The 26161-nt window shown below is 37.5% G+C and carries 39 protein-coding genes and 17 tRNA genes; 2 read left to right on the top strand and 54 right to left on the bottom strand.

Features of this window, described 5'->3' with window-relative positions:
- Positions 1 to 45: 45 nt before the first annotated feature.
- From MN581_RS08535 to rpsL, 36 genes are all read right to left on the bottom strand, one after another.
- Positions 46 to 843, bottom strand: a complete 798-nt coding sequence (locus MN581_RS08535; protein WP_241699591.1) for an energy-coupling factor transporter transmembrane component T — start codon at positions 841 to 843, stop codon at positions 46 to 48.
- Entirely contained in the window at positions 833 to 1711 is an 879-nt protein-coding gene (locus MN581_RS08530; protein ID WP_241699612.1) for an energy-coupling factor ABC transporter ATP-binding protein, read from the bottom strand. Before MN581_RS08530 ends, MN581_RS08535 begins: the two co-directional genes overlap by 11 nt.
- The gene (locus MN581_RS08525) at positions 1687 to 2526 is read right to left on the bottom strand and encodes an energy-coupling factor ABC transporter ATP-binding protein (RefSeq protein ID WP_117973928.1); all 840 of its coding nucleotides are present in this window, start codon (positions 2524 to 2526) and stop codon (positions 1687 to 1689) included. Before MN581_RS08525 ends, MN581_RS08530 begins: the two co-directional genes overlap by 25 nt.
- A 263-nt stretch (positions 2527 to 2789) precedes the next feature.
- Positions 2790 to 3176 (bottom strand): 50S ribosomal protein L17, encoded by a 387-nt coding sequence (gene rplQ, locus MN581_RS08520; RefSeq protein ID WP_117973930.1) that lies wholly within the window; start codon positions 3174 to 3176, stop codon positions 2790 to 2792.
- Positions 3177 to 3205: 29 nt separating this feature from the next.
- The gene (locus MN581_RS08515; RefSeq protein ID WP_071457741.1) at positions 3206 to 4144 is read right to left on the bottom strand and encodes a DNA-directed RNA polymerase subunit alpha; all 939 of its coding nucleotides are present in this window, start codon (positions 4142 to 4144) and stop codon (positions 3206 to 3208) included.
- Positions 4145 to 4221: 77 nt separating this feature from the next.
- Positions 4222 to 4611 (bottom strand): 30S ribosomal protein S11, encoded by a 390-nt coding sequence (gene rpsK / locus MN581_RS08510; protein WP_071457742.1) that lies wholly within the window; start codon positions 4609 to 4611, stop codon positions 4222 to 4224.
- A gap of 28 nt (positions 4612 to 4639) precedes the next feature.
- On the bottom strand, positions 4640 to 5005 hold the full coding sequence (gene rpsM, locus MN581_RS08505; protein ID WP_071457743.1) for a 30S ribosomal protein S13: 366 nt from the start codon (positions 5003 to 5005) through the stop codon (positions 4640 to 4642).
- A 17-nt stretch (positions 5006 to 5022) separates the two neighbouring features.
- A complete protein-coding gene (rpmJ, locus tag MN581_RS08500) occupies positions 5023 to 5136 on the bottom strand; it encodes a 50S ribosomal protein L36 (protein ID WP_071457744.1) in 114 nt (37 codons plus the stop codon).
- Positions 5137 to 5168: 32 nt separating this feature from the next.
- Positions 5169 to 5387 (bottom strand): translation initiation factor IF-1, encoded by a 219-nt coding sequence (gene infA, locus MN581_RS08495; protein ID WP_071457745.1) that lies wholly within the window; start codon positions 5385 to 5387, stop codon positions 5169 to 5171.
- 187 nt (positions 5388 to 5574) lie between these two features.
- Positions 5575 to 6228, bottom strand: coding sequence for an adenylate kinase (locus MN581_RS08490; protein WP_117973932.1), 654 nt, complete (start codon positions 6226 to 6228; stop codon positions 5575 to 5577).
- A gap of 56 nt (positions 6229 to 6284) precedes the next feature.
- Positions 6285 to 7583 (bottom strand): preprotein translocase subunit SecY, encoded by a 1299-nt coding sequence (gene secY / locus MN581_RS08485; protein WP_117973934.1) that lies wholly within the window; start codon positions 7581 to 7583, stop codon positions 6285 to 6287.
- Positions 7583 to 8023: a 50S ribosomal protein L15 gene (gene rplO / locus MN581_RS08480; protein ID WP_117973936.1), complete on the bottom strand. Its 441-nt coding sequence runs from the start codon at positions 8021 to 8023 to the stop codon at positions 7583 to 7585. The genes secY and rplO overlap by 1 nt, the downstream gene beginning before the upstream one ends.
- Before the next feature lie 43 nt (positions 8024 to 8066).
- On the bottom strand, positions 8067 to 8246 hold the full coding sequence (rpmD, locus tag MN581_RS08475) for a 50S ribosomal protein L30 (RefSeq protein ID WP_117973938.1): 180 nt from the start codon (positions 8244 to 8246) through the stop codon (positions 8067 to 8069).
- Positions 8247 to 8258: 12 nt separating this feature from the next.
- The gene (gene rpsE, locus MN581_RS08470) at positions 8259 to 8759 is read right to left on the bottom strand and encodes a 30S ribosomal protein S5 (protein WP_071457750.1); all 501 of its coding nucleotides are present in this window, start codon (positions 8757 to 8759) and stop codon (positions 8259 to 8261) included.
- A gap of 20 nt (positions 8760 to 8779) precedes the next feature.
- Positions 8780 to 9136: a 50S ribosomal protein L18 gene (gene rplR, locus MN581_RS08465; RefSeq protein ID WP_117973940.1), complete on the bottom strand. Its 357-nt coding sequence runs from the start codon at positions 9134 to 9136 to the stop codon at positions 8780 to 8782.
- 25 nt (positions 9137 to 9161) lie between these two features.
- On the bottom strand, positions 9162 to 9698 hold the full coding sequence (gene rplF / locus MN581_RS08460; protein ID WP_079346405.1) for a 50S ribosomal protein L6: 537 nt from the start codon (positions 9696 to 9698) through the stop codon (positions 9162 to 9164).
- Between the two features lie 29 nt (positions 9699 to 9727).
- The gene (rpsH, locus tag MN581_RS08455) at positions 9728 to 10126 is read right to left on the bottom strand and encodes a 30S ribosomal protein S8 (protein ID WP_071457753.1); all 399 of its coding nucleotides are present in this window, start codon (positions 10124 to 10126) and stop codon (positions 9728 to 9730) included.
- A gap of 34 nt (positions 10127 to 10160) precedes the next feature.
- A complete protein-coding gene (locus MN581_RS08450; protein WP_016184192.1) occupies positions 10161 to 10346 on the bottom strand; it encodes a type Z 30S ribosomal protein S14 in 186 nt (61 codons plus the stop codon).
- An 18-nt stretch (positions 10347 to 10364) separates the two neighbouring features.
- The gene (gene rplE / locus MN581_RS08445) at positions 10365 to 10904 is read right to left on the bottom strand and encodes a 50S ribosomal protein L5 (protein WP_071457754.1); all 540 of its coding nucleotides are present in this window, start codon (positions 10902 to 10904) and stop codon (positions 10365 to 10367) included.
- 26 nt (positions 10905 to 10930) lie between these two features.
- On the bottom strand, positions 10931 to 11242 hold the full coding sequence (rplX, locus tag MN581_RS08440) for a 50S ribosomal protein L24 (protein ID WP_117973942.1): 312 nt from the start codon (positions 11240 to 11242) through the stop codon (positions 10931 to 10933).
- 34 nt (positions 11243 to 11276) lie between these two features.
- Positions 11277 to 11645, bottom strand: a complete 369-nt coding sequence (gene rplN, locus MN581_RS08435) for a 50S ribosomal protein L14 (protein ID WP_071457756.1) — start codon at positions 11643 to 11645, stop codon at positions 11277 to 11279.
- Between the two features lie 50 nt (positions 11646 to 11695).
- A complete protein-coding gene (gene rpsQ, locus MN581_RS08430) occupies positions 11696 to 11962 on the bottom strand; it encodes a 30S ribosomal protein S17 (protein ID WP_117973944.1) in 267 nt (88 codons plus the stop codon).
- A 23-nt stretch (positions 11963 to 11985) separates the two neighbouring features.
- Positions 11986 to 12177, bottom strand: coding sequence for a 50S ribosomal protein L29 (gene rpmC / locus MN581_RS08425; protein WP_071457758.1), 192 nt, complete (start codon positions 12175 to 12177; stop codon positions 11986 to 11988).
- Complete coding sequence (gene rplP / locus MN581_RS08420) at positions 12167 to 12601, bottom strand: 50S ribosomal protein L16 (protein WP_117973946.1); 435 nt, start codon at positions 12599 to 12601, stop codon at positions 12167 to 12169. Before rplP ends, rpmC begins: the two co-directional genes overlap by 11 nt.
- Positions 12602 to 12603: 2 nt before the next feature.
- Positions 12604 to 13260 (bottom strand): 30S ribosomal protein S3, encoded by a 657-nt coding sequence (gene rpsC, locus MN581_RS08415; RefSeq protein WP_117973948.1) that lies wholly within the window; start codon positions 13258 to 13260, stop codon positions 12604 to 12606.
- A 13-nt stretch (positions 13261 to 13273) separates the two neighbouring features.
- Positions 13274 to 13624 carry a 50S ribosomal protein L22 gene (gene rplV / locus MN581_RS08410; protein ID WP_071457761.1) on the bottom strand — a complete coding sequence of 117 codons (351 nt, stop codon included), beginning with the start codon at positions 13622 to 13624 and terminating at the stop codon, positions 13274 to 13276.
- Positions 13625 to 13643: 19 nt separating this feature from the next.
- Entirely contained in the window at positions 13644 to 13922 is a 279-nt protein-coding gene (rpsS, locus tag MN581_RS08405; protein ID WP_071457762.1) for a 30S ribosomal protein S19, read from the bottom strand.
- 39 nt (positions 13923 to 13961) lie between these two features.
- Positions 13962 to 14795 (bottom strand): 50S ribosomal protein L2, encoded by an 834-nt coding sequence (gene rplB, locus MN581_RS08400; protein WP_071457763.1) that lies wholly within the window; start codon positions 14793 to 14795, stop codon positions 13962 to 13964.
- Between the two features lie 33 nt (positions 14796 to 14828).
- The gene (rplW, locus tag MN581_RS08395; protein WP_117973950.1) at positions 14829 to 15116 is read right to left on the bottom strand and encodes a 50S ribosomal protein L23; all 288 of its coding nucleotides are present in this window, start codon (positions 15114 to 15116) and stop codon (positions 14829 to 14831) included.
- Entirely contained in the window at positions 15116 to 15739 is a 624-nt protein-coding gene (rplD, locus tag MN581_RS08390) for a 50S ribosomal protein L4 (protein ID WP_117973952.1), read from the bottom strand. Before rplD ends, rplW begins: the two co-directional genes overlap by 1 nt.
- 23 nt (positions 15740 to 15762) lie before the next feature.
- Positions 15763 to 16398 (bottom strand): 50S ribosomal protein L3, encoded by a 636-nt coding sequence (gene rplC, locus MN581_RS08385; protein WP_117973954.1) that lies wholly within the window; start codon positions 16396 to 16398, stop codon positions 15763 to 15765.
- Positions 16399 to 16422: 24 nt separating this feature from the next.
- Positions 16423 to 16731 carry a 30S ribosomal protein S10 gene (gene rpsJ / locus MN581_RS08380; protein ID WP_071457767.1) on the bottom strand — a complete coding sequence of 103 codons (309 nt, stop codon included), beginning with the start codon at positions 16729 to 16731 and terminating at the stop codon, positions 16423 to 16425.
- A gap of 356 nt (positions 16732 to 17087) precedes the next feature.
- The gene (gene tuf / locus MN581_RS08375) at positions 17088 to 18275 is read right to left on the bottom strand and encodes an elongation factor Tu (RefSeq protein WP_117973956.1); all 1188 of its coding nucleotides are present in this window, start codon (positions 18273 to 18275) and stop codon (positions 17088 to 17090) included.
- Positions 18276 to 18410: 135 nt separating this feature from the next.
- A complete protein-coding gene (gene fusA / locus MN581_RS08370) occupies positions 18411 to 20498 on the bottom strand; it encodes an elongation factor G (protein WP_117973958.1) in 2088 nt (695 codons plus the stop codon).
- A gap of 71 nt (positions 20499 to 20569) precedes the next feature.
- Entirely contained in the window at positions 20570 to 21040 is a 471-nt protein-coding gene (gene rpsG / locus MN581_RS08365; protein WP_071457770.1) for a 30S ribosomal protein S7, read from the bottom strand.
- Positions 21041 to 21081: 41 nt separating this feature from the next.
- Positions 21082 to 21495, bottom strand: coding sequence for a 30S ribosomal protein S12 (gene rpsL, locus MN581_RS08360; protein ID WP_071457771.1), 414 nt, complete (start codon positions 21493 to 21495; stop codon positions 21082 to 21084).
- 281 nt (positions 21496 to 21776) lie between these two features.
- Here rpsL and rpiA point away from each other — a divergent pair, with 281 nt between their 5' ends.
- Positions 21777 to 22457, top strand: coding sequence for a ribose-5-phosphate isomerase RpiA (rpiA, locus tag MN581_RS08355; RefSeq protein WP_117973960.1), 681 nt, complete (start codon positions 21777 to 21779; stop codon positions 22455 to 22457).
- 32 nt (positions 22458 to 22489) lie between these two features.
- Positions 22490 to 23176, top strand: a complete 687-nt coding sequence (gpmA, locus tag MN581_RS08350) for a 2,3-diphosphoglycerate-dependent phosphoglycerate mutase (protein ID WP_117973962.1) — start codon at positions 22490 to 22492, stop codon at positions 23174 to 23176.
- 18 nt (positions 23177 to 23194) lie between these two features.
- Here gpmA and brnQ read toward each other — a convergent pair whose 3' ends face one another.
- The 18 genes from brnQ to MN581_RS08260 all read right to left on the bottom strand — a co-directional run bounded on the left by brnQ (position 23195) and on the right by MN581_RS08260 (position 26123).
- Positions 23195 to 24544, bottom strand: coding sequence for a branched-chain amino acid transport system II carrier protein (gene brnQ / locus MN581_RS08345; protein WP_117973964.1), 1350 nt, complete (start codon positions 24542 to 24544; stop codon positions 23195 to 23197).
- 74 nt (positions 24545 to 24618) lie between these two features.
- Positions 24619 to 24690, bottom strand: a tRNA-Glu gene (locus tag MN581_RS08340).
- A gap of 14 nt (positions 24691 to 24704) precedes the next feature.
- Positions 24705 to 24792 (bottom strand) — tRNA-Ser (locus tag MN581_RS08335).
- Positions 24793 to 24809: 17 nt separating this feature from the next.
- Positions 24810 to 24883, bottom strand: a tRNA-Ile gene (locus MN581_RS08330).
- A gap of 13 nt (positions 24884 to 24896) precedes the next feature.
- A tRNA-Gly gene (locus MN581_RS08325) sits at positions 24897 to 24967 on the bottom strand.
- A gap of 13 nt (positions 24968 to 24980) precedes the next feature.
- Positions 24981 to 25053, bottom strand: a tRNA-Asp gene (locus MN581_RS08320).
- Positions 25054 to 25056: 3 nt separating this feature from the next.
- Positions 25057 to 25130: transfer RNA gene (locus MN581_RS08315), tRNA-Met, on the bottom strand.
- 9 nt (positions 25131 to 25139) lie between these two features.
- Positions 25140 to 25229, bottom strand: a tRNA-Ser gene (locus MN581_RS08310).
- An 11-nt stretch (positions 25230 to 25240) separates the two neighbouring features.
- Positions 25241 to 25312 (bottom strand) — tRNA-Glu (locus MN581_RS08305).
- Positions 25313 to 25333: 21 nt separating this feature from the next.
- Positions 25334 to 25407 (bottom strand) — tRNA-Ile (locus MN581_RS08300).
- Positions 25408 to 25420: 13 nt separating this feature from the next.
- A tRNA-Gly gene (locus MN581_RS08295) sits at positions 25421 to 25491 on the bottom strand.
- A gap of 9 nt (positions 25492 to 25500) precedes the next feature.
- Positions 25501 to 25573, bottom strand: a tRNA-Phe gene (locus MN581_RS08290).
- Between the two features lie 8 nt (positions 25574 to 25581).
- Positions 25582 to 25654 (bottom strand) — tRNA-Asp (locus MN581_RS08285).
- A 3-nt stretch (positions 25655 to 25657) separates the two neighbouring features.
- Positions 25658 to 25731: transfer RNA gene (locus MN581_RS08280), tRNA-Met, on the bottom strand.
- 9 nt (positions 25732 to 25740) lie between these two features.
- Positions 25741 to 25830 (bottom strand) — tRNA-Ser (locus MN581_RS08275).
- 20 nt (positions 25831 to 25850) lie between these two features.
- Positions 25851 to 25924 (bottom strand) — tRNA-Ile (locus tag MN581_RS08270).
- A gap of 16 nt (positions 25925 to 25940) precedes the next feature.
- Positions 25941 to 26014 (bottom strand) — tRNA-Met (locus tag MN581_RS08265).
- A gap of 35 nt (positions 26015 to 26049) precedes the next feature.
- Positions 26050 to 26123: transfer RNA gene (locus tag MN581_RS08260), tRNA-Arg, on the bottom strand.
- Positions 26124 to 26161 lie beyond the last annotated feature (38 nt).

The following is a 26161-nucleotide window of genomic DNA, read 5'->3' as shown; positions in this document are numbered from 1 at the left end:
TTTTTCCAATGAAAAAACGAGGCACAAGTCCTCGCTTTTAATGTCTTAATTTCTAACTAGTACCAGTACAATCGTCAATACGACAAATGACAACATAGCTAGTGTATCGGTTTTATTCCAGTTTAGAACACGATATTTCGTACGGCCTTCGCCACCACGATAACCACGTGCTTCCATCGCAATCGCTAATTCTTCAGCTCGGTTAAAACTACTTACAAATAACGGAATCAGAAGTGGCACAATAGCTTTCATCTTATCCATTAAGTTTCCTTCGCCAAAATCAACCCCACGAGCACGTTGCGCATTCATGATTTTTTCTGTTTCATCCATCAACGTTGGCACAAAACGCAACGCAATAGATAACATCAATGAAATTTCATGCGCTGGAAATTTTACTTTTTCCAACGGTCTAAGCAAATACTCAATCGCATCTGAAAGTGATAATGGGGGTGTGGTTAGCGTTAAAAGTGTCGACATAAAAATAATCAACACAAAACGTGTAAAGATAAAGAACCCATTGACCAAACCGAATTGGCTAATGCTTATCCAACCCCACTCAAAGTACACATGTCCCCCACGCGTAAAGAGTACCTGGAGTCCCACTGTAAATAAAATCAACCAAATTAATGGTTTCACTCCTTTAAGGAAGAAACTTAGTTTAATCTTTGATAACCAAATACAAAATAGCGTGAAAGCAAACATCACACCAAATGATAAAAAGTTATTACAAATAAAGATAATCCCAATAAAGTAAAAACTAGCGATTAATTTGGCACGAGGATCCATACGATGAACCACTGAGTTACCTGGTATGTATCGACCCAAAATTAATTTATTCATCATCTGAAAGCACCTGCCTTTTCTCAAGTATCGGTAAAAGCTCTTCAGATAATTCTTCTGCAGTTAGTGGCAAGCGACTAAATTCCATGCCCTTTGCCATTAAATCAAAAGCAAATTCTGTCGCTGTTGGAACGCCTAATTGTTTTTCACGTAACCATTTTACATCATTGAAAATATCACGTGGATGTCCTTGTTTTTGGATTTTTCCTTTTTCAAGAACCACCATAAAATCAGCATACTCAGCCACATCATCCATTAAATGCGTCACTAAGATAATGCCAATCCCTCTTTCCTTATGTAGACGATAAAACATATCCATCATGTCTTTTCTACCCTTAGGATCAAGTCCAGCTGTTGGCTCATCTAAAATCAACACTTCAGGTTCCATTGCCAAAACTCCCGCAATGGCCACACGTCGCATTTGTCCTCCTGAAAGATCAAACGGGGAGCGCTCAAGATAGCTATCATCTAGACCAACAAGTTTTAACATTTCACTAGCTAAACGTGCACTTTCTTCTTCAGACACACCAAAATTTTTCGGACCAAAGGCTATATCCAAAGCAACTGTTTCATCAAATAATTGTGATTCAGGAAATTGGAACACAATTCCTACTTTTTTACGAATTGGCTTCAAATTTTTATTGCTAGTCTCAGGAGTAATCACTCGGTCTCCAATATATACTTTCCCACTTGTTGGTTTTAGTAATGCATTCAAATGTTGCAACAAGGTTGATTTCCCACTACCAGTATGACCAACAATCGCACTGTAGCTATTACTTGGAATGTCTAAGTCAATATCAAACAAAACACGTTGCTCAAATGGGCTATTAGGTTGATACGTAAAGTCTACTTTCTCAAACCGTATGTCCATAGCCATTCCACCAATCCTTCCCTTGTCAAATACTCATTTGGTACATTAATTCCTTTTTTACGCAATGACGCTTTTAATTTTTCGGGAAATGGTATATCTAACCCCATCCCAATTAATGCTTCACCATGAGAAAATATTTCCTCCGGTGTTCCTTCATGGATAATCTCACCTTGCTTCATCACAAGAACACGATTAGCATAAGCAGCTTCATCAATATCATGTGTAATCGAAATAACTGTTAAATTTGTTTCTTCTTTCAATGCACGAATCGTTTCAATCACATCTTGTCTACCTTGTGGATCAAGCATGGAGGTTGCCTCATCTAAAATAATCACGTCAGGTGCTAAAGCAATCACCCCTGCAATAGCAACACGTTGCTTTTGTCCACCTGATAGTCTAGCTGGCTCTTTTATCTTGAAATCAGACATACGAACTCTCTCAAGCGCGTTGTTGACCCTTACAATCATTTCATCACGAGGAATTCCTTGATTTTCTAAACCAAAGGCTACATCATCTTCAACTGTTGAGCCAACAAATTGATTATCTGGATTTTGAAACACCATACCAACCATTTTACGAATGTCCCAAATATTTTCTTCCGTTAACAACTCTCCATTAACTTTTATTTCGCCAGATTCCGGTGAAATTAAACCATTAATGGTTTTTGCTAAAGTAGACTTACCTGATCCATTATGACCAATTAACGCTACCCATTCACCTTTATTAATGGTAAGTGATACATCATTTAACGCTTTATGTTCCTGTCCATAATATTGGAAGGATATATTATTTAATTCAATTAAGGGATTTTTCATTTTACTGCCTTCCTTAAATAACGTCATTTTAATTTTTAAAAAATGCTTCTTTCTAAACTCAAACTTTTTGAGGATACAAAGAAACATTTTTATGTATAATAACCATTTATCATAAATGATGATATAAAAAAAGCACTTTATATGATGAGCGCAAGTCCTCTATCACAAGAGACAGAGGACTGCACCGAGCTAGACTCGGAGAAAACTCTCCAACATCATAACACTCTAAAAAGATCATCTATAAAGTGATGCAATTATCAAAATTAAACAAGTTCAATGATAACCATTGGTGCTGCGTCTCCACGGCGTTGTCCTTTTTTAAGGATACGTGTGTAACCACCTTGACGGTCAGCATAACGAGGTCCTAAGTCATTGAATAATTTTTGTAAAGCACTTTCTTCAATGATAGTTTCTTCTTTTTCGTCTAAACGAGCATCTAAGTATTCGTTTCTTACGAATGCTGCTGCTTGACGACGAGCATGAAGATCCCCACGTTTACCTAAAGTAATCATTTTTTCAGTTGTTGAACGGATTTCTTTTGCACGAGCTTCAGTTGTCTCAATGCGTTCATTGATAATTAAATCAGTTGTTAAATCACGTAACATTGCTTTTCGTTGGCTGCTTGTGCGACCTAATTTACGATAACTCACGTCGTGTTCCCTCCTTTAATCGGTTTAGATTAGTCCTCTTGGCGTAATCCTAAAGAAAGATCGGCTAGTTTAGCTTTAACTTCTTCAAGTGATTTACGTCCTAAGTTACGAACTTTAATCATTTCTGCTTCTGATTTATTGGTTAATTCTTGTAAAGTGTTGATGCCTGCGCGCTTCAAACAGTTATAAGAACGAACGGATAAATCAAGCTCTTCGATTGTTGTTTCTAACATTTTTTCTTTTTGTGTTTCTTCTTTTTCAATCATGATTTCGGCATTTTTTGCTTCATCAGTCAAGTTAACAAAAATATCTAAATGCTCAGTCAAGATTTTAGCAGATAAACTGATAGCTTCTTGTGGAGCGATAGATCCATCTGTCCAGACATCTAAAGTTAGTTTGTCGTAATCATCACGACGCCCAACACGTGTATTTTCTACTTGGTAGTTTACACGATTAACTGGCGTGTAGATAGAGTCCACTGGTAATACACCAATAGGCATATCTTCACTTTTATTTTCTTCTGCTTGTACATAACCACGTCCTGGCTTAACAGTTAAGCTTGCACGGAAAGTCGCACCTTCAGCAACGCTACAAATGAATAAATCTTTATTCATAATTTCAACATCACTGTCAGTAAGAATATCTCCAGCAGTCACGTCAGCTGGGCCAGTTATATCAATTTCAAGTGTCTTTTCTTCATCAGCATAGAGCTTTAAAGCAAGTCCCTTGATATTTAGAATAATTTGAGTGACATCCTCACGTACACCTTTGACAGTTGAAAATTCATGCAACACACCATCGATTTGTAAATTAGTGATGGCAGCCCCTGGTAGAGACGATAATAAAATACGGCGCAAAGAGTTACCTAAAGTCGTACCATATCCTCTTTCAAGTGGTTCGATGACGAACTTGCCATAATCTCTATCTTCATCGATTTTTGTGATTCTTGGTTTCTCAAATTCAATCATTCTTGTCTATACCCCTTTCAAAACGAAAGTGTCTTGTTCAATGTCGCTATAATTCCTATCCAATGAATAAACTCTCACTAAACACGACGGCGTTTTGGAGGGCGACATCCATTATGTGGAACTGGAGTAACGTCACGAATTGCTGTCACTTCTAATCCTGTTGCTTGTAATGAACGAATAGCTGCTTCACGACCAGAACCAGGTCCTTTTACAGTTACGTCAACAGTTTTCAAGCCATGTTCCATAGCTGCTTTTGCTGCAGTTTCAGCTGCCATTTGAGCTGCGAATGGAGTTGCTTTTTTACTACCTTTAAATCCTAATGAACCTGCAGATGACCATGCAATGGCATTTCCATGTACGTCAGTTAACATTACGATTGTATTATTGAAAGTAGAGTGGATATGTGCCACACCTGCTTCAATATTTTTTTTCACTCGGCGTTTTCTTGAAACTTTTTTTGCTACCATGAAGCTTTAAACCTCCTTCACTCTAATCTTATTTTTTCTTACCAGCGATTGAACGAGCTGGTCCTTTTCTAGTACGAGCATTGTTTTTTGTGTTTTGACCACGAGTTGGCAAACCACGACGATGACGCATACCTCTGTATGAACCAATTTCCATCAAACGTTTGATGTTTAAGTTCACTTCACGACGTAAGTCACCTTCAACTTTTAATTTATCTACTGCAGCACGGATGCTATCAGTTTGTTCGTTAGTTAAATCGCGCACACGAATATCTTCAGAAACTCCTGCTTCTTTTAAGATTTCTTGAGAAGTTTTCTTTCCAATACCGTAAATGTAAGTAAGCGAAATAACAACACGTTTATCACGAGGAATATCTACACCTGCAATACGAGCCATTATTCGTTACACCTCCTTTATCCTTGACGTTGTTTATGTTTTGGGTTTTCACAGATAACCATAACTCGACCTTTACGACGAATTATTTTGCATTTTTCACAAATTGGTTTTACTGATGGTCTTACTTTCATGATTATACCTCCTTGAATTTTACGGAGTACAATTATTTAAAGCGGTAAGTAATACGACCACGAGTTAAATCATATGGAGATAACTCAACAGTTACTTTGTCACCAGGTAAAATACGAATGTAATGCATTCTGATCTTTCCTGACACGTGAGCCAAAATAACATGGCCATTTTCTAATTCAACTTTAAACATTGCATTCGGCAAAGTTTCGACGACTGTACCTTCGATTTCAATCATATCTTCTTTCGCCACAACTAGTACCTCCTTATACAGTGTTTACATCTGACAATTGACAAAAATAGTACTCACACCTATTTCATTTCAACTTTTGTATTATAGCATAAAAGCTACACAAAGAAAAGATACCTGCATCAATTCAATGAAAAAAATGCGGGTAAGAAATAGTAAGTGACATAGAATAGATAACTAGATGAGCTTTCTAATTGGCTTTATCTATGATTGATTTCACATCTTCAAAAACAGCATCAATATCACGATCTCCATCAATAGTGTGTAATACACCTTTATCTTGGTAATACGCTAAAATTGGTTCGCTATTTTTAATGTTAACTTCTAGACGATTCTTAACTGTCTCAGGCTTATCATCTTCTCTTTGATAAAAATCATGACTACCACAACGATCACAAGTACCTTCCACTTTGGGTGGATTGTTTGTTTTGTGATAAGTTGCGCCACAACTTCTACAAATGATACGACCAGCAAGACGGTCAACTAATACATCTTCTGCTACATGGATGTTTAGAACATCATCTACTTTTTTACCTAACTCCTCTAAAATTGTATCTAATTCTTCTGCTTGAGCTAGTGTACGAGGAAATCCATCTAATAAAAATCCTTTTTCTGTATCAGCTTGTGATAAACGATCTTTTACAATCCCGTTTGTCACAGAATCCGGAACTAATTCGCCTTTATCGATATAAGATTTTGCTTCTTTACCAAGAGGTGTTTCATTCTTCATTGCTTCACGGAACATATCTCCAGTAGAAATATGTGGGATTTCATAAACATCGACGATTCTTTCCGCTTGAGTACCTTTACCTGCTCCTGGCAACCCCATTAGGATGAGATTCATTTGTTTTCCTCCTTAAGTTCGAGAAAAGTGCTGAGGTAAAACCTCAACACACACTCTTACTCTCTGATAAAACCAGTGTACTGACGCTTCAACAATAACCCTTCAAGCTGTTTATTTGTTTCAAGAGCCACACTAATGACAATCAGTAAACTTGTTCCTCCCAATCCAATTGATTGAGGTAAGCCCCAAATATTTTGTGCAATAATTGGTAGAATTGCCACTAATCCTAAGAAGACAGATCCAACAACACTTAATCTCATTAATAAAGACGAAATGAATTTTTCTGTTTCTTGGCCAGGTCGTACACTTGGAATATAACTTCCTTGCTTCTGCAAATTCTCAGCTACTTTCTCAGGATTAACCTGAACAAAGGCATAGAAGAATGTAAAAGCAACAATCATAATTGTATAAAGTATTCCACCTGGGATAGTTGAATAATTAAACAATGTAGTCAACACGTCAAACCAACCTTTTCCGCCTTGTGTTGTTTTAAAGGCAGTCAAAATAGCTTGCGGTGTTGCTATAATTGAGCTGGCAAAGATGACAGGAATAACTCCTGCTGCATTTACTTTTAATGGTAAATAACTACTTTGTGGTGCACCAGCTACACGTTTTGTATATTGAATTGGTATCTTTCTTTCTGCTTGTTGCACATAAGTTACCATAACTACTACTAAAAGAACAGCAATAACTAAGGCAAGTATGAATAATACAGATTTCCACATATCAGATTTATCAATATTGACAAAATAGTCTACGTAGATTTCTTTGATGCTTGATGGGAATCTGGCGATAATTCCAGCAAAGATAATCATTGAGACACCATTTCCAATTCCTTTTTCAGATATTTGCTCGCCCATCCAAGTAACTAACATGGTACCAGCTGTTAAGATGATTCCGATACTTACATACGTAAATACACTTGGACTTTTCACTAGTCCGGCATTTGCATACAGGTTAAAACCAGCTGTGATAGCAATCGATTGAACAAAGCCTAACACCAACGTAATATAACGTGTTGCTTGGTTTAATTTTCTACGTCCTACCTCACCTTGTTTTGACCATTCAACAAATTTCGGTACGATATCCATTTGAAGTAATTGAACAATAATAGATGCAGTAATGTATGGCGATACTCCCATTGCGAACAATGAGAATCTCTCCATGGCATTACCACTGACTGTGTTGAACATCGCCATTAAAGCTAAATCATTAAGATTTGTTAATGCTTTTGCGTCAACACCAGGTACTGTAATATGTGCTCCAACTCTAAACGCGAAGAGAATGAAAAGTGTAAAAAATATCTTATTACGGATATTTTCTATCTTAAACGAATCCTTCAACAGCTTAAACATTAGATCACCTCAACTGACCCACCAGCTGCTTCAATTGCAGTTTTTGCAGATTCAGAGAATTTAGCTGCTTTCACAGTTAATTTTTTAGTTAATTCACCATTACCTAAAACTTTGATTCCTGATTTTTCGTTTTTAACGATTCCTGCTTCAATTAAAGTAGTTGGTGTTACCTCAGTACCATCTTCAAAACGATTTAACACGTCTAAGTTGATTACTGCATAATCTTTACGGTTAATGTTAGTAAATCCACGTTTTGGTAAACGACGGAATAAAGGAGTTTGTCCCCCTTCAAAACCTAAACGTACACCACCACCTGAACGTGATTTTTGACCTTTTTGTCCACGACCTGATGTTTTACCGTTACCAGATGATGATCCACGACCTACACGATTACGTACATGTCTTGATCCTTCTGCCGGATGTAACTCATGAAGTTTCATATATTCGGCACCTCCTTAAAAATAGTCTACCTACAAATTACACTTAAATTTCTTCAACGTCCACTAAATGAGATATAGTGTTAACCATTCCTTTAATTGCTTCGTTGTTTGGTTTAACAACTGTAGAATTAGTTTTTTTCAAGCCTAAAGCTTTCACTGTATCGCGTTGGTTTTGAGGACGTCCAATGATACTACGTTTTAAAGTAATTTTTAATTCGCTCATTTTTGGTCCCCCTTATCCGATTAGTTCGTCAACAGAAATGCCTCTAAGTTCAGCCACTTCTTCTGCACGTTTTAGTCTACTTAATCCTTCAACAGTTGCACGAACAACGTTGACAGGTGTGTTTGATCCTAAAGATTTACTTGTAATATCAGAAATACCCGCTAACTCAAGGACGGCACGCACTGGTCCACCAGCAGCAACCCCAGAACCGGCTACAGCAGGTTTCATAAGGATACGTCCACCACAGAATGATCCAATCACTTCGTGAGGAATTGTTGAGCCTACCATTGGTACTTCGATTAAGTTTTTCTTAGCATCTTCTACTGCTTTACGAATTGCTTCAGGTACTTCTTGAGCTTTACCAGTACCAAATCCAACGTGACCATTTCTATCTCCAACTACTACTAAAGCAGCAAAGCGTAGACGACGTCCACCTTTAACAACTTTAGATACGCGGTTAATAGCTACTACGCGGTCTTCTAAGTCGAATTGTCTAGCATCTAAATTAGCCATGAATGGTGTTCCTCCTTTTCCTAAAATTCTAGTCCATTTTCACGTGCTGCTTCAGCTAATGCAGCTACACGTCCATGGTAAAGGTATCCACCACGGTCAAAGACTACTTCTTTAATACCTTTTTCTGTTGCTTTTTTAGCGATTGAAGCTCCTACAGCTGTAGCTGCTTCTGTTTTGTTTTCTCCTGCGATATCTTTATCAACAGTAGAGGCACTTGCAAGTGTCACACCCGCTACGTCATCAATTAATTGAGCGTAGATGTTTTTGTTAGAACGGAATACGTTCAAGCGTGGGCACTCGGCAGTACCAGAGATTTTACTACGTACGCGTTGATGTCTTTTTTGGCGCACTTTATTTTTATCTGGTTTTGAAATCACACTTGTCACCTCATTAGTTTATTTGTTATTTACCAGTTTTACCTTCTTTACGTCTTACGTGTTCGCCAACATAGCGAATACCTTTGCCTTTGTAAGGTTCAGGAGGACGTACTCCACGAATGTTTGCTGAAAGTTCACCAACAACTTCTTTGTTAGACCCTTTAACAACAATTTGTGTATTTGAAGGAACTTCAATTGTGATGCCTTCTGGTGTTTCAAACTCAACTGGATGTGAATATCCAACGTTTAAAACAAGTTTTTTACCTTGTAATTGAGCACGGTAACCAACACCAATTAGTTCAAGAGCTTTTTCAAACCCTTCACTAACACCAACAACCATGTTGTTTAAGTTAGCACGCATTGTACCATGTAAGGTTTTGTTTTCTTTAGTATCATCAGGACGAGTTAAGACAACTTCACCTTCTGAAATGTTTAACGTAATATTTGGTGAAAACTCACGAGTTAATTCACCTTTTGGACCTTTAACCGTAACAGTGTTTCCTGATTGCGTTACTGTAACACCTGCAGGAACTACGACTGGTTTATTTCCGATACGACTCACTCTAGGCCACCTCCTTGATTAATAATTTTTTACCAAACGTATGCTAGTACTTCTCCACCAGTATTACGCTCTCTTGCTTCTTTATCAGTTAAGATACCTTCTGAAGTTGAGATAATAGCTATACCTAAACCATTTAATACTTTAGGCACTTCATCAGCTTTTACATAAACACGTAAACCTGGTTTTGAGATACGTTTTAAGTTAGTAATAACGCGTTCGTCGTTTTTACCATATTTTAAGAAAACACGGATGATTCCTTGTTTGTCATCTTCGATGAATTCTACTTCACGCACAAAACCTTCACGTTGTAAGATTTTTGCGATTTCAAGTTTGATTGTTGATGCAGGCACTTCTAATGATTCGTGTTTTACGATATTCGCATTACGAATACGAGTTAAGAAGTCTGCAATTGGATCTGTCATCACCATTGAGTCCTTTACCTCCTTTTGCGGTTTACTTTTTTTACCAGCTTGCTTTCTTCACGCCGGGAATTTGTCCTTTATAGGCAAGTTCACGGAAGCAAATACGGCAAAGTTTGAATTTGCGATAAACTGAATGTGGACGTCCACAACGTTCACAACGAGTATATTCTTGAGTTGAGAATTTTGCTGGACGTTTATTTTTAGCAATCATTGATTTTTTAGCCACGTAGTTCGCCTCCTTAAATTATTTTTGGAATGGCATTCCAAGTTGACCTAATAACTCACGAGCTTCCTCATCAGTATTAGCTGTTGTAACAATAACAATGTCCATTCCTCGAACTTTATCTACTAAATCATAATCAACTTCAGGGAAAATTAATTGTTCTTTTACACCTAAAGTGTAATTTCCACGTCCGTCAAATGATTTTTTGCTGATACCATGGAAGTCACGTACACGAGGTAAAGAGACAGATACTAATTTATCTAAAAATTCGTACATTCTTTCTCCACGTAAAGTTACTTTACATCCGATTGGCATTCCTTCACGTAAACGGAAACCAGCGATAGATTTTTTAGCTTTTGTAATAATTGGTTTTTGTCCAGAGATTAAAGCAAGTTCTTCAACAGCTTTATCTAAGTTTTTACTATTTGATACTGCATCACCAACACCCATGTTAATAACGATTTTATCAACTTTAGGTGTTTGCATAACAGAAGAGTAATTAAATTTTTCCACCAATGATGGTGTTACTTCATTAAGATACTTTTCTTTTAGGCGGTTCATTCAACATTGCCTCCTTCCTGATATTCTTATTTATCTAAAACTTCTCCAGTTTTCTTAGAAACACGTACTTTTTTACCATCTACTTCTTTGTATCCTACGCGTGTTGGTTCACCATTAGATGGATCAACCACCATTACATTAGAAACGTGAATAGATGCCTCCATTTCGATAATTCCACCTTGTGGAGCTGCCGCGCTAGGTTTTTGGTGTTTTTTCATAACGTTAACACCTTCTACGATGACGCGATCTTTCTTCGGAAATGCTTGGAGTACGATTCCCTCTTTATTCTTATCTTTACCTGAGATAACTTTTACTTTATCGCCTTTTTTAACGAACATCTTGTTTCGCACCTCCTTTAAACATGAGTATGTATTATAACACTTCTGGTGCTAGTGAGACTATTTTCATAAAGTTGTTGTCACGTAATTCACGAGCAACTGGCCCAAAGATACGAGTACCACGTGGGCTCTTGTCATCACGAATAATCACACATGCATTTTCATCAAATTTGATATAAGAACCGTCACTACGACGAGCTCCTGATTTTGTACGAACGATAACAGCTTTAACTACTTCGCCTTTTTTAACAACTCCACCTGGTGTTGCTTGTTTAACCGTACAAACCACAACGTCACCGATATTTGCTGTTTTACGACCAGAACCACCAAGTACTTTAATTGTAAGTACTTCACGAGCTCCTGAGTTGTCAGCAACTTTCATACGACTTTCTTGTTGGATCACTTGAGTATCCTCCTTTCAAACTTTCAGGTTTCTCTATAGGAAAATTCGAATTAAATAATTACTGCTTCTTCTACAACTTCTACTAAACGGAAGCGTTTTGTCGCAGATAATGGACGAGTTTCCATAATTTTAACGATGTCTCCCGTTTTTGCTACATTGTTTTCATCATGAGCTTTATATTTTTTAGAGTATTTAACTCTCTTGCCATAAATCTTATGAGTTTTCTTTGTTTCTACTACAACAACGATAGTTTTATCCATTTTATCGGAAACTACTCGCCCAGTGTAGACTTTACGTTCATTTCTTTCTTGAGTCATCTATCAATGGCCTCCTTCCACTATTACTTAGCAGCTTCTTCACGCAAAACTGTTTTGATGCGTGCAATCGATTTACGAACTTCTGAAATTCGCGCTGTGTTTTCTAATTGACCTGTTGCTAATTGGAAACGTAAGTTGAAAAGTTCTTCTTTATACTCTTTCTCTTTAGCGATCATTTCGGTAGTGGTTAACTCTCTGATATCTTTAACCTTCATTCGATTCACCACCCATTTCTTCACGTTTTACAATTTTTGTTTTAATAGGTAACTTATTAGAAGCAAGTCTTAATGCTTCACGAGCTACATCTTCTGGAACGCCAGCAACTTCAAACAAGATTTTTCCACGTTTTACTGGTGAAACCCAGCCTTCAGGAGCCCCTTTACCAGAACCCATACGAACACCAATTGCTTTTGATGTATATGACTTGTGAGGGAAAATTTTAATCCATACTTTCCCACCACGTTTCATGTGACGAGTCATTGCGATACGGGCAGCTTCAATTTGACGGTTAGTAATCCAATGAGAATCTACAGCTTGTAAGCCATATTCACCAAATGCGATTTCTTTTCCACCTTTAGCTTCACCACGCATTTTACCTCTAAATTCACGACGGTGTTTTACACGTTTAGGTACTAACATGATTATTTCCCTCCTTTCTCAGTGTTTTTCTTTTCAGGAAGAATTTCTCCACGATAAATCCACACTTTAACTCCTAGTTTTCCGTATGTTGTATCTGCTTCTTCCCAAGCATAATCAATATCTGCTCTTAATGTGTGCAATGGAACAGTTCCTTCAGAATAACCTTCAGAACGTGCCATGTCAGCACCATTTAAACGTCCAGATACAAGAGTTTTGATACCTTGAGCACCTGATCTCATTGTACGTTGGATAGCTTGTTTTTGAGCACGACGGAATGCTACACGATTTTCTAATTGACGTGCAATTCCTTCTGCTACTAATTTAGCATCTAAATCTGGTTTTTTGATTTCAACGATGTTAATATGAACTCGTTTACCAGTTAATTTATTTAATTCTTTACGTAAAGCTTCAACTTCAGATCCGCCTTTACCAATAACCATACCAGGTTTAGCAGTATGAATTGAAACGTTCACGCGATTTGCAGCACGTTCGATTTCAACGGTTGAAACAGAAGCATCAGCCAATCTAGTCGAAATGAATTTACGAATCTTCAAATCTTCATGTAGGTATTCAGCGTATTCTTTTTCTGCATACCATTTCGCATCCCAGTCACGAATGACGCCGACACGCATTCCAATTGGATTAATTTTTTGACCCACTGGTTGTCCCTCCTTATTTTTCTGATACTACTACTGTAATATGACTTGTTCTTTTGTTGATAGGTGAAGCAGATCCTTTTGCACGAGGACGGAAGCGTTTCATTGTTGGTCCTTCATTTACAAATACTTCTGATACTACTAAATCTTCAACATCTAAATCAAAGTTATTTTCTGCGTTAGCAATAGCTGACATAAGCACTTTTTCAACAATACCTGCTGCTTTGTTAGGTGAGAATTTCAAGATTGAAATTGCTTCTCCTACTTGTTTACCTCTGATTAGGTCAACAACAAGTCTTGTCTTGCGAGGTGAAGTGCGAATTGTTTTAGCAGTTGCTTTAGCTGAAGTAATTCTTTCTTCTGACATATTCGTGTCCTCCCCTCAATTAGCGATTTGTTTTTTTATCGTCAGCAGCATGTCCGCGATAAGTTCTTGTTGGTGCGAATTCACCTAGTTTATGGCCTACCATGTCTTCTTGAATGTAAACAGGAACATGTTTTCTTCCATCATATACTGCGATAGTATATCCTATAAAGTTTGGAAAAATTGTAGAACGACGTGACCAAGTTTTAATTACTTTCTTTTTCGGTTGATCTTTTTGTGCTTCCACTTTTTTCATTAAGTGTTCATCGACAAAAGGTCCTTTTTTTAAGCTACGACCCATGGTGAACCTCCTCTCACATATTTCATATTAGCTATCAAATTATTTAGTTTTACGACGACGTACAATAAGTTTATCTGATTTAGCTTTTTTGCTACGTGTTTTGTATCCAAGTGTTGGTTTGCCCCATGGACTCATTGGAGATGGACGTCCGATAGGTGCTTTACCTTCACCACCACCGTGTGGGTGATCATTAGGGTTCATTACGCTACCACGTACAGTAGGACGTTTACCTAACCAACGATTACGACCAGCTTTACCGATGTTGATTAATTCGTGTTGTTCGTTACCTACAGTACCGATTGTTGCACGACAAGTTCCTAAAATCATACGAACTTCTCCTGAATTCAAACGAACTAATACATATTTACCTTCTTTACCTAACACTTGAGCGCTAGTACCAGCTGAACGAATTAATTGTCCACCTTTACCAGGTTTTAACTCAATGTTATGGATAACAGTACCAACTGGGATATTATTCAATGGTAGAGCATTTCCTACTTTGATATCCGCATCTGGACCTGAAGAAATTTGTGCACCTACTTGGATGCCTTTTGGTGCTAAGATATATGCCTTCACACCATCAGTGTAATGGATTAATGCAATGTTAGCAGATCTGTTTGGATCATACTCAACTGTTTTTACAGTACCAACCACATTATCTTTATTACGTTTAAAGTCAATTAAACGATATTGGCGTTTGTGTCCACCAGCTTGATGACGTACAGTAATTTTACCTTGGTTGTTACGTCCAGCGTTTTTACTTAATGGTTGTAATAACGTTTTTTCTGGTTTAGATGTTGTGATTTCAGCAAAATCAGAACCAGTCATGTTACGACGACCATTTGTGGTAGGTTTATACTTTTTAATCGCCACGTGATTTCCCTCCTACTTTAGTTGATGCTGTAATTATTCAGCATCAAAAATTTGAATTTCTTTTGAATCTTCTGTTAGTTGTACAATTGCTTTACGGCGTTTTTTAGTATAACCAGCATGTTTACCCATTCTTTTAAGTTTAGGTTTTACATTCATGATGTTCACTTTTTTAACTTTAACGTCGAAAACTGATTCTACAGCTTGCTTAACTAATGTTTTGTTGGCTCTTACGTCAACTTCAAACGTGTATTTTTTTTCGTCCATAGCTGCTACAGACATTTCTGTAATAACTGGACGTTTAATTACGTCGATTAATTCCATTATGCAAGCACCTCCTCTATTTGAGTTAGAGCAGTTTTAGTTACTAATAGTTTGTCAGCAGCAACTACGTCAAGTACACTTACGTTATTTGATTCTACAATAGAAACGTTTGGTAAGTTACGTCCTGATAAAGCAGCAAAATCATTGCCACCTTCTAGTACTACTAAAACTTTAGTGTCAACACTTAAGTTTGCTAAAACTTGTTTAAATTCTTTTGTTTTTGGTGCGTCGAAAGCTAATCCTTCAACAACAACTAGTTTGTTTTCAGCAACTTTTTCTGATAAAACAGATTTAATTGCTAAACGACGAACTTTTTTAGGTAATTTGTAGCTGTAAGAACGTGGTGTTGGTCCAAAGACAACTCCACCTCCACGCCATTGTGGTGAGCGGATAGATCCTTGACGCGCACGACCTGTTCCTTTTTGACGCCATGGTTTACGTCCACCACCGCGTACAGCGCTACGGTTTTTAACAGCGTGAGTTCCTTGTCTTAAAGAAGCACGTTGCATGATAATTGCATCGTAGACAACACTTTCGTTTGGCTCGATACCAAAAATAGCTTCATTTAATTCAATTTCGCCATTTTGAGTTCCATCTTGTTTAAATAATGCTACAGATGTCATTCTTAGTTCCTCCTCTCCCACAATTATTTAGCAGCCTTAACAGCTGTTTTTATTTCAATTAATGATTTTTTAGCACCAGGTACATTACCTTTTACTAAAATAACATTTTTATCTGCATCTACTCTTACGATTTCAAGGTTTTGAACGGTAACACGATCTCCACCCATACGTCCAGCAAGTTTTTTGCCTTTAAATACACGTGATGGATCAGACGCTCCACCCATTGAACCTGGACGACGATGGTATCTAGAACCATGTGCCATTGGTCCACGAGATTGTCCATGACGCTTAATAACCCCTTGGAAGCCGTGTCCTTTAGTTGTACCTGTGACATCAACAATGTCTCCTGCTTGGAAAACATCAACAGTGATTTCTTTACCTACTTCATATTCTCCCAGCTCAACATCATTGAATTCTCTAATGAAGCGCTTAGGAGTCGTATTTGCTTTTGCAACATGACCCTTAGCAGGTTTGTTTGACAAAATATCACGTTTATCTTGGAAACCAACTTGGACAGCTTCGTATCCATCAGTTTCAACAGTTTTAACTTGTAAAACAACGTTTGGAGTTGCTTCGATTACTGTTACGGGAATTAATTCGCCGTTTTCTGTAAATATTTGTGTCATACCTACTTTTTTACCTAAGATTCCTTTGGTCATGAGTACACCTCCATCTTTTTGTTATTATAATTTAATTTCAATATTTACACCACTTGGCAAGTCTAGCTTCATTAAAGCGTCAACTGTTTTTGGTGTTGGGCTCACAATATCAATTAAACGTTTGTGAGTACGCATTTCGAATTGTTCACGTGAATCTTTGTATTTATGTGTCGCACGAATTACTGTATAAACTGAACGGTCAGTTGGTAATGGAATTGGTCCAGAAACCTCAGCACCTGTTCTTTTTGCTGTTTCTACAATTTTTTCTGCAGACTGATCTAATACACGATGTTCATACGCTTTTAAACGGATACGAATTTTTTGTTTTGCCATTTTGTTCCCTCCTTCGCCTATTTTAAAAGTAGACATAGCTCCTCGAAAATATCCAACACGCCACCATGGCAATGCTTCCTGGCGTGTCGCAACCTCTCGATTCAACGCCTCCGTATTTTTATACGAGGTACTAATACACTTTTTTATCAGCACCTCTAGAATTATACTAAAAAAGAATGCTATAAGCAACCCTTTTTTACATTAAATTCTTTTTATTTTCACCTTATTAGATATTTTTTTTATTTTATGCCTTAAATAACAAAGTTTGAAAACCATTAAACAAAAAAAGGTTGAAAACAAATGTTTTCAACCTTACGTCCTTACACAACAATGCTTTATTTGAATAGATTAAAAAATTAACCTACGATTTCAGTTACAACGCCTGAACCAACAGTACGTCCACCTTCACGAATTGAGAAACGAGTTCCGTCTTCGATCGCGATTGGATGAATTAATTCAACGTCCATAGCTACGTTATCACCAGGCATTACCATTTCAGTTCCTTCTGGTAAGTTACATACACCAGTTACGTCAGTTGTACGGAAGTAGAACTGAGGACGGTAGTTTGTAAAGAATGGAGTATGACGTCCACCTTCTTCTTTAGATAAAACGTAAACTTCAGCTTTAAATTTAGTATGTGGAGTGATTGTTCCTGGAGCAGCTAATACTTGTCCACGTTGGATATCTTCACGAGCTACCCCACGTAATAAAGCACCAATATTATCTCCAGCTTCAGCGTAATCTAATAATTTACGGAACATTTCAACACCTGTTACAGTTGTTTTAGCAGTTTCTTCAGCGATACCTACTAATTCTACTTCGTCACCAACGCGAACTTGTCCACGTTCAACACGACCAGTAGCAACAGTACCACGACCAGTAATTGAGAATACATCCTCAACTGGCATCATGAATGGTTTGTCAGTATCACGTTCTGGTGTTGGGATATACTCATCAACAGCAGCCATTAATTCTAAGATTTTTTCTTCGTAAGAAGCGTCGCCTTCTAAAGCTTTTAATGCTGAACCAGCAACGATTGGAGTATCATCTCCTGGGAAGTCGTATTCAGATAATAAGTCACGAACTTCCATTTCTACTAATTCTAATAATTCTTCGTCGTCAACCATATCCATTTTGTTTAAGAAAACAACGATGTATGGAACACCAACGTTACGAGATAAAAGAATGTGCTCACGAGTTTGTGGCATTGGACCATCAGCAGCAGATACTACTAAAATCGCGCCGTCCATTTGAGCAGCACCAGTGATCATGTTTTTAACGTAGTCAGCATGTCCTGGGCAGTCAACGTGTGCGTAGTGACGAGTGTCAGTTTCATATTCGATATGAGAAGTAGAAATTGTGATTCCACGTTCTTTTTCTTCTGGAGCGTTATCAATATCAGCATATGATGAAGCTTCTCCACCGTTTTTCTTAGCTAAAACTGTTGCGATTGCTGCAGATAAAGTTGTTTTACCGTGGTCAACGTGTCCGATTGTACCAATGTTTACATGGGCTTTCGAACGGTCAAATTTTTCTTTTGCCATTTTGTATATATCCTCCTAAAATTTAAAAGTTGTTTATTTATATTATAATGATGAAGGAAGAAAATCAATTAATGAGTTTCATACCCTCATTCATCATCATTCTACATGAAATTTAGAAAAAAGCCTAGTCAAAAATTAATCTTGAGACCCGCCATTTTTCTTGATAATTTCTTCTTGAATAGATTTTGGTACATCTTCATAGTGGTCAAATACCATCATAAATGTACCACGTCCCTGAGTTGAAGAACGTAATGTTGTTGCGTATCCAAACATTTCAGCAAGTGGAATCATTGCGTTAACAATTTGTGAGTTACCATGTGCTTCCATACCTTCAACGCGTCCACGACGACTTGTAACATGTCCCATGATATCACCTAAGTTATCTTCTGGAACAGTAATTGTTACTTTCATCATTGGTTCAAGAATAACTGGTTGTGCTTTCTTAGCTGCTGCACGTAAAGCCATAGAAGCCGCAACACGGAATGCTGTCTCGTTCGAGTCAACATCATGGTAAGAACCATCATATAATTTAGCTTTAATATCAACTAATGGGTATCCAGCAAGAACACCATTAGCCATAGAATCTTCTAATCCTTTTTCAACAGCTGGGATGTATTCACGAGGAACCACACCACCGACGATAGCATTTTCAAACTCGAAGCCTTTTCCTTCTTCGTTTGGTGTGAACTCAACCCATACGTGACCGTATTGACCTTTACCACCAGACTGGCGAACGAATTTACCTTCCGCTTGAGTCATAGGCGCTCTAAATGTTTCACGATAAGAAACTTGAGGAGCTCCTACGTTTGCTTCTACTTTGAATTCACGTTTCATACGGTCTACTAAAACGTCTAAGTGCAACTCACCCATACCTGAGATAACAGTTTCACCTGTTTCAACGTTTGTTTCAACACGGAATGACGGATCTTCTTCAGCTAGTTTTTGTAAAGCAATACCCATTTTATCTTGGTCAGCTTTAGATTTAGGTTCTACCGCTACTTGAATAACTGGTTCTGGGAACTCAATTGATTCAAGAACAACTGGTGCATCTAATGCACACAATGTGTCCCCTGTTGTTGTATCTTTCAATCCAACAGCAGCTGCGATATCTCCAGCATAAACTGTACTGATTTCTTCACGTGAGTTGGCATGCATTTGTAGAATACGTCCGATACGTTCTTTTTTGTCTTTAGACGCATTTAAAACGTATGAACCACTATCTAATGTTCCAGAGTAAACACGGAAGAATGTTAAACGACCTACGAATGGGTCAGTCATAACTTTAAATGCTAATGAAGCAAACGGTGCGTCATCACTTGATGGACGTTCTGTTTCTTCATCAGTTTTAGTATCAATACCTTTAATTGCTTCAACATCAGTTGGAGCTGGTAAATAGTCTAAAACAGCGTCTAACATTAATTGGACACCTTTATTTTTGAAGGCTGAACCAGCTAATACAGGGAAGAATTCAACATTGATTGTCGCACGACGAATTCCTTGTTTTAATTCTTCTTCAGTGATTTCTTCACCTTCTAAATATTTCATCATTAATTCTTCATCAGTTTCAGCTACAGCTTCAACTAATTTTTCACGCCATTCATTAGCCATATCCATATATTCTTCAGGGATGTCAGTTTCTTGGATATCTGTTCCTAAGTCATTTGTATAGATTTCAGCTTTCATTTTGATTAAGTCGATAATTCCAGTGAAGTTATCTTCTGAACCAATTGGTAATTGAATTGGGTGAGCATTTGCTTGTAAACGGTCATGGATTGTTTTAACTGAGTATAAGAAATCTGCACCAGTTTTATCCATTTTATTACAAAATACAATACGAGGTACTTTGTATTCAGTTGCTTGTCTCCAAACAGTTTCTGTTTGAGGCTCAACACCTGATTGTGAGTCAAGTACGGTAACAGCACCATCTAATACACGTAATGAACGTTGAACTTCAATTGTGAAATCCACGTGCCCAGGAGTGTCAATGATGTTTACACGGTAACCTTTCCATTGTGCAGTCGTTGCTGCAGATGTAATCGTAATACCACGTTCTTGCTCTTGTTCCATCCAGTCCATTTGTGAAGCTCCCTCATGGGTTTCACCTAATTTATGGATTTTACCAGTATAATAAAGGATACGCTCTGTTGTTGTTGTTTTACCAGCATCAACGTGGGCCATAATTCCGATATTACGAGTTTTTTCTAATGAAAACTCTCTTGCCATTCTATTCTAACTCCTCTCAAACTTGATTGATTTAAATACAACTGTATTCTCTTCGTTTTAAAAAGAGGATCTTACCAACGATAGTGAGCAAATGCTCTGTTGGCTTCAGCCATTTTATGCACGTCTTCACGTTTTTTAACTGAAGAACCAGTGTTATTAGCTGCATCCATAATTTCTTTTGCTAAACGTTGTTCCATTGTGTGCTCCCCACGTAAACGTGAATAGTTAACAATCCAACGTAATCCTAAAGTTGAACGACGTTCTGGACGAACTTCAACCGGTACTTGATAGTTAGAACCACCAACACGGCGAGCTTTAACTTCAAGAACAGGCATAACATTTTCCATTGCTTGTTCGAAAACTTCTAATGGATCATTCCCTGTAGACTCTTTAATAATATCAAATGCATCATAAATAATGCTAGAAGCAACACCACGCTTACCGTCAACCATTACACGGTTGATTAAACGAGTCACTAATTTTGAGTTATAAATCGGATCTGGTAATACATCACGTTTTGCAACAGGACCTTTTCTTGGCATGTGTAACTCCTCCTTCCAAAAATTTTATTTAATCAATTTAATTATTTTTTAGGTTTTTTAGTACCATATTTAGAACGGCTTTGTTTACGATCAGTAACACCAGCAGTATCTAAAGCACCACGTACGATATGATAACGAACCCCTGGTAAATCTTTTACACGACCTCCACGGATTAAAACCACACTATGTTCTTGCAAGTTATGTCCAATACCTGGAATGTAAGCTGTCACTTCAATTAAGTTTGACAAACGAACACGAGCATATTTACGTAACGCAGAGTTAGGTTTTTTCGGTGTCATCGTACCCACACGTGTACAAACACCACGTTTTTGTGGAGAGTTCACGTTAGTTTGAGATTTTTTGAAACTATTATAGCTTTTACCTAAAGCAGGTGAGCCAGATTTAGTTGTTTTTGATTTACGAGATTTACGTACCAATTGATTAATTGTAGGCATGATAAAGTTCCTCCTTCCTTATAGAGCTTTTCTAGAGCCACACATCCAGGTGGTTCTTTTTCAAATTTAAAAAATTAATGCAAGAAATCCTGCATCGTAAAATAGGCTTTAATACAGTCGATACATTTAAAAAGACTTGTTCTCAAGCACCTTTGTAATATTAACACACTCTATTAATAAACGTCAATACTTTAATTTATAAAATTTAATTTTTTAGTGTATCTTTTTTTTAAGATAATGCTTACAATAAATTTATAGAATACTAGGAGGAATTTTTTATTATGAATCTTAAAAAATTAGTTGGCATTGAATCAGCAAATTATGTAAAAGACGGTATGATTGTCGGTCTTGGTACTGGATCAACAGCTTACTATATGGTAGAAGAAATTGGACGTCGTGTAAAAGAAGAAGGATTAAATATTACCGGGGTAACCACATCCAAAGCAACACAGGTACAAGCTTTAGCTTTGGATATTCCTTTAAAAAGTATCGATGAAGTAGACTACGTTGATTTAACGATTGATGGTGCTGATGAAATCTCTGATGACTTCCAAGGAATAAAAGGTGGGGGTGCTGCCCTTCTATTTGAAAAAATTGTCGGAACTTATTCAAAAGAAATCATTTGGATAGTTGATGAATCAAAAATGGTGAAACATTTAGGTACTTTTCCACTTCCTATTGAAGTGATTCCTTATGGAAGTGCTCAACTATTTAAAGTATTTAATGAAAATAAGTTAAATCCAATTTTACGTCTAACGGACGATGGTAATCCTTTGCTAACAGACAGTAAAAATTATATTATAGACTTACACCTAGAAAAAATTGAGAATCCTGGAGAATTAGCTGCTTGGCTAGATACTCAAGTTGGTATTGTTGAGCATGGCTTATTCTTAAATATGGTGAATCGAGTAATTGTTGGCACACAAAATGATGGGGTTAAAACAATCGACATTTCTAGATAATAACTTATATATACGAAGGGTAGATGAACCAGATGAAAACATTAGTTTTTATTCGACATGGACAAAGCGTATGGAACTCTCTTAACTTATTTACTGGATGGGTAGATGTTGATCTAAGTGAACAAGGAGTAAAAGAAGCTCAAGAAGCTGGTAGAAAAATAAAAGAAGCTGGTATTTTATTTGATGTTGCATATACATCATACTTAAAACGGGCTATAAAAACATCTCATTATGTTCTAGAAGAATCAGACCAACTCTCAACACCTGAATTTAAATCTTGGCGTTTAAATGAACGTCACTACGGTGCATTACAAGGATTAAACAAGGCTGAAACGGCTGAAAAATATGGGGTAGATCAGGTTCAACTGTGGAGACGCTCATATGATACACTACCTCCATTACTTGACCCAAGTAGTCCTGAGTCATCCACACACGATCCAAAATATCGTTACTTGGATAAACGAGCAATTCCAGAAGGAGAAAATTTAAAAGTAACACTTGAACGTGCCTTACCTTTTTGGAATGATCATATTGCTCCATCTTTATTGAAAGATGATGTCGTATTAGTTGCCGCACATGGTAACTCACTACGCGCTTTAGCAAAACACATTGAAAATATTTCTGATGACGATATCATGGCTCTAGAAATTCCAACCGGTCAACCTTTAGTTTACGAATTGAACGATGACCTAAGTGTCTCTAAGAAATATTATTTATAAACCAAAAACCCATCTAGCTTAGATGCTTGATGGGTTTCTTTTAATATTAAATAGTAATGAAATAATCAGTCCTACAAATGCAAAAATAATCCAACTTAAACCACTACTAAAAAATGGAATAGATTGTTCAGAAAAACTTAAAATAGATGTGATTAAATTATTTTGTTGCATCCACTCAGGCAATGCTCGAATTGCATCTAAAATAGATGAGATAACCGTAAATCCTATCACTATTTTATAACAATTTCTAATATTATCTGTCCACTTGCTTAACAATGATAATAAAATCAAAACCATTGCCAAAGGATAAATAAACATTAATACGGGAATAGATGCTGTAATAATCGCATTTAATCCTATATTAGAAATCATCAAGGCCATAAATAAACATCCCAATACAAATGATAAATAATGTCTATCAGAAAACATTTCTGAATAAGATTTACCAAATGAAGTTGCTAATCCAATAGCCGTTTTTAAACAGGCTACAATCACGATTAAACCTAATAAAATATTACCAGGTACACCTAAATAATAATCTGCCAATTGGGACAATGTTACACCACCATTTTTATTTAACGATAAAGTCCCTAAACTCATCGCTCCCATAATTGATAACAACGTATAAATAACACCCATAAGGACAATACCAAAAATTCCAGATTTCATTGTTTCAATGGCAATTCTTGATTTTTTTTGAATCCCAAATCCTTTAACACTTTCAATAATAATAGCCCCAAATGCTAATCCTGCCAAAGCATCTAATGTATTATATCCACCTAAAAATCCTTTTATAAAAGGAGTAGATTTATATGAAGCTTGCACGGAAGCATTTTCTATCGATCCCATAGGTTTTATAAAACTTACTAAAATGAGACAACTTAATAAAATTAAAAATAATGGCGTTAAATACTTTCCAATATAATCTAAAATTTTACTTGGTTTAAATGAAAATAATAAAACAAATGAAAAAAATATAGTACTAAAAATAAAAAGAGATAATGTTGATTTATCCTTAGGTATAAAATGAGCAAAAGACATTTCATATGAAGTTGTGGCTAACCTCGGCATTGCAAAGAATGGACCTATAATTAAATATAAAACAACAGTAAAAAAATAAGCAAAAGCCGAGGATACTTTACTCGCTAGTTCAAAAATTTTATTTGTCCCAGTCGCACCAAAAGATATAATAGCTAGAAAAGGAATTCCAATCGCTGATAATAAAAATCCATTATTTGCTAATAACACATTTTGACCCGCTTCTTGACCCATCTGAATCGGAAAAATTAAGTTACCTGCTCCAAAAAACAAACCAAACACCATCATTCCAATATATAACTTTTCCTTGTATGATAATTTTTCTTTCATATTAATTTAATTTCCTTTCCTTTATATTTTTGTATAAAAAAAAGCTTGAAATTGTATATACAATTTCAAGCTTATGACCCGTACGGGACTCGAACCCGTGTTACCGCCGTGAAAGGGCGGTGTCTTAACCGCTTGACCAACGGGCCTAATAAAAAAGCTATGGAGAAGGAGGGATTTGAACCCTCGCGCCAGTTACCCGACCTATACCCTTAGCAGGGGCACCTCTTCAGCCACTTGAGTACTTCTCCAAAAAATTTAAAACTAATGGGCCTAAATGGACTCGAACCATCGACCTCACGCTTATCAGGCGTGCGCTCTAACCAGCTGAGCTATAGGCCCTATTTAATTCTAAAGCGGGTGACGAGAATCGAACTCGCGACAACAGCTTGGAAGGCTGTAGTTTTACCACTAAACTACACCCGCTAATATAAAAGAACGGTCCCGACGGGAATCGAACCCGCGATCTCCTGCGTGACAGGCAGGCATGTTAACCCCTACACCACGGAACCTAATTGCGGAGACAGGATTTGAACCTGTGACCTTCGGGTTATGAGCCCGACGAGCTACCTAACTGCTCCACTCCGCGATATTAATAAGGAGGATAAGGGATTCGAACCCTTGCGTGCTTTTACACACCTGACGGTTTTCAAGACCGTTCCCTTCAGCCGGACTTGGGTAATCCTCCATAATAAAATATGACCCGTACGGGACTCGAACCCGTGTTACCGCCGTGAAAGGGCGGTGTCTTAACCGCTTGACCAACGGGCCAAAAATACTACTTAAAACTAATGGGCCTAAATGGACTCGAACCATCGACCTCACGCTTATCAGGCGTGCGCTCTAACCAGCTGAGCTATAGGCCCTATTTAATTCTAAAGCGGGTGACGAGAATCGAACTCGCGACAACAGCTTGGAAGGCTGTAGTTTTACCACTAAACTACACCCGCTAATATAAATGGCGCAAGACAGAATCGAACTGCCGACACACGGAGCTTCAATCCGTTGCTCTACCAACTGAGCTACTGCGCCATTAAATACGGTCCCGACGGGAATCGAACCCGCGATCTCCTGCGTGACAGGCAGGCATGTTAACCCCTACACCACGGAACCTAATTGCGGAGACAGGATTTGAACCTGTGACCTTCGGGTTATGAGCCCGACGAGCTACCTAACTGCTCCACTCCGCGATATTAATAAGGAGGATAAGGGATTCGAACCCTTGCGTGCTTTTACACACCTGACGGTTTTCAAGACCGTTCCCTTCAGCCGGACTTGGGTAATCCTCCATAATAAAAATAACTTTCAATGGACCTTGTAGGACTCGAACCTACGACCGCCCGGTTATGAGCCGGGAGCTCTAACCAACTGAGCTAAAGGTCCAAAGGTCGAAAATTTATCGCGGCGGAGGGGATCGAACCCCCGACCTCCCGGGTATGAACCGGACGCTCTAGCCAGCTGAGCTACACCGCGAAATAAACAATTACTATAAAATATAAGTAATTAAACGCGCCCAAGAGGAGTCGAACCCCTAACCTTCTGATCCGTAGTCAGACACTCTATCCAGTTGAGCTATGGGCGCTATTAATGATGCCGAGGACCGGAATCGAACCGGTACGG

This window comes from Vagococcus sp. CY53-2 (genome assembly GCF_022604695.1).
In the GTDB taxonomy this organism is placed as follows: domain Bacteria; phylum Bacillota; class Bacilli; order Lactobacillales; family Vagococcaceae; genus Vagococcus.
Note: the sequence above shows the minus strand (reverse complement) of the source record. Positions and strands in the feature narration are given on the sequence as shown.

What these genes read in the sequence shown, in the direction of transcription:
- MN581_RS08535 (WP_241699591.1), bottom strand. Translation starts at nt 843, where the DNA reads ATGATGAATAAATTAATTTTGGGTCGATACATACCAGGTAACTCAGTG.
- MN581_RS08530 (WP_241699612.1), bottom strand. Translation starts at nt 1,711, where the DNA reads ATGGACATACGGTTTGAGAAAGTAGACTTTACGTATCAACCTAATAGC.
- MN581_RS08525 (WP_117973928.1), bottom strand. Translation starts at nt 2,526, where the DNA reads ATGAAAAATCCCTTAATTGAATTAAATAATATATCCTTCCAATATTAT.
- MN581_RS08515 (WP_071457741.1), bottom strand. Translation starts at nt 4,144, where the DNA reads ATGATTGAATTTGAGAAACCAAGAATCACAAAAATCGATGAAGATAGA.
- rpsK (WP_071457742.1), bottom strand. Translation starts at nt 4,611, where the DNA reads ATGGTAGCAAAAAAAGTTTCAAGAAAACGCCGAGTGAAAAAAAATATT.
- rpsM (WP_071457743.1), bottom strand. Translation starts at nt 5,005, where the DNA reads ATGGCTCGTATTGCAGGTGTAGATATTCCTCGTGATAAACGTGTTGTT.
- rpmJ (WP_071457744.1), bottom strand. Translation starts at nt 5,136, where the DNA reads ATGAAAGTAAGACCATCAGTAAAACCAATTTGTGAAAAATGCAAAATA.
- MN581_RS08490 (WP_117973932.1), bottom strand. Translation starts at nt 6,228, where the DNA reads ATGAATCTCATCCTAATGGGGTTGCCAGGAGCAGGTAAAGGTACTCAA.
- secY (WP_117973934.1), bottom strand. Translation starts at nt 7,583, where the DNA reads ATGTTTAAGCTGTTGAAGGATTCGTTTAAGATAGAAAATATCCGTAAT.
- rplO (WP_117973936.1), bottom strand. Translation starts at nt 8,023, where the DNA reads ATGAAACTTCATGAGTTACATCCGGCAGAAGGATCAAGACATGTACGT.
- rpmD (WP_117973938.1), bottom strand. Translation starts at nt 8,246, where the DNA reads ATGAGCGAATTAAAAATTACTTTAAAACGTAGTATCATTGGACGTCCT.
- rpsE (WP_071457750.1), bottom strand. Translation starts at nt 8,759, where the DNA reads ATGGCTAATTTAGATGCTAGACAATTCGACTTAGAAGACCGCGTAGTA.
- rpsH (WP_071457753.1), bottom strand. Translation starts at nt 10,126, where the DNA reads ATGGTGATGACAGATCCAATTGCAGACTTCTTAACTCGTATTCGTAAT.
- rplE (WP_071457754.1), bottom strand. Translation starts at nt 10,904, where the DNA reads ATGAACCGCCTAAAAGAAAAGTATCTTAATGAAGTAACACCATCATTG.
- rplX (WP_117973942.1), bottom strand. Translation starts at nt 11,242, where the DNA reads ATGTTCGTTAAAAAAGGCGATAAAGTAAAAGTTATCTCAGGTAAAGAT.
- rpsQ (WP_117973944.1), bottom strand. Translation starts at nt 11,962, where the DNA reads ATGACTCAAGAAAGAAATGAACGTAAAGTCTACACTGGGCGAGTAGTT.
- rpmC (WP_071457758.1), bottom strand. Translation starts at nt 12,177, where the DNA reads ATGAAGGTTAAAGATATCAGAGAGTTAACCACTACCGAAATGATCGCT.
- rplP (WP_117973946.1), bottom strand. Translation starts at nt 12,601, where the DNA reads ATGTTAGTACCTAAACGTGTAAAACACCGTCGTGAATTTAGAGGTAAA.
- rplV (WP_071457761.1), bottom strand. Translation starts at nt 13,624, where the DNA reads ATGTCAGAAGAAAGAATTACTTCAGCTAAAGCAACTGCTAAAACAATT.
- rpsS (WP_071457762.1), bottom strand. Translation starts at nt 13,922, where the DNA reads ATGGGTCGTAGCTTAAAAAAAGGACCTTTTGTCGATGAACACTTAATG.
- rplW (WP_117973950.1), bottom strand. Translation starts at nt 15,116, where the DNA reads ATGGAATTAATCGACGTAATTAAACGTCCAGTTATTACAGAAATGTCT.
- rplD (WP_117973952.1), bottom strand. Translation starts at nt 15,739, where the DNA reads ATGACATCTGTAGCATTATTTAAACAAGATGGAACTCAAAATGGCGAA.
- rplC (WP_117973954.1), bottom strand. Translation starts at nt 16,398, where the DNA reads ATGACCAAAGGAATCTTAGGTAAAAAAGTAGGTATGACACAAATATTT.
- rpsJ (WP_071457767.1), bottom strand. Translation starts at nt 16,731, where the DNA reads ATGGCAAAACAAAAAATTCGTATCCGTTTAAAAGCGTATGAACATCGT.
- tuf (WP_117973956.1), bottom strand. Translation starts at nt 18,275, where the DNA reads ATGGCAAAAGAAAAATTTGACCGTTCGAAAGCCCATGTAAACATTGGT.
- fusA (WP_117973958.1), bottom strand. Translation starts at nt 20,498, where the DNA reads ATGGCAAGAGAGTTTTCATTAGAAAAAACTCGTAATATCGGAATTATG.
- rpsG (WP_071457770.1), bottom strand. Translation starts at nt 21,040, where the DNA reads ATGCCAAGAAAAGGTCCTGTTGCAAAACGTGATGTATTACCAGATCCG.
- rpsL (WP_071457771.1), bottom strand. Translation starts at nt 21,495, where the DNA reads ATGCCTACAATTAATCAATTGGTACGTAAATCTCGTAAATCAAAAACA.
- rpiA (WP_117973960.1), top strand. Translation starts at nt 21,777, where the DNA reads ATGAATCTTAAAAAATTAGTTGGCATTGAATCAGCAAATTATGTAAAA.
- gpmA (WP_117973962.1), top strand. Translation starts at nt 22,490, where the DNA reads ATGAAAACATTAGTTTTTATTCGACATGGACAAAGCGTATGGAACTCT.
- brnQ (WP_117973964.1), bottom strand. Translation starts at nt 24,544, where the DNA reads ATGAAAGAAAAATTATCATACAAGGAAAAGTTATATATTGGAATGATG.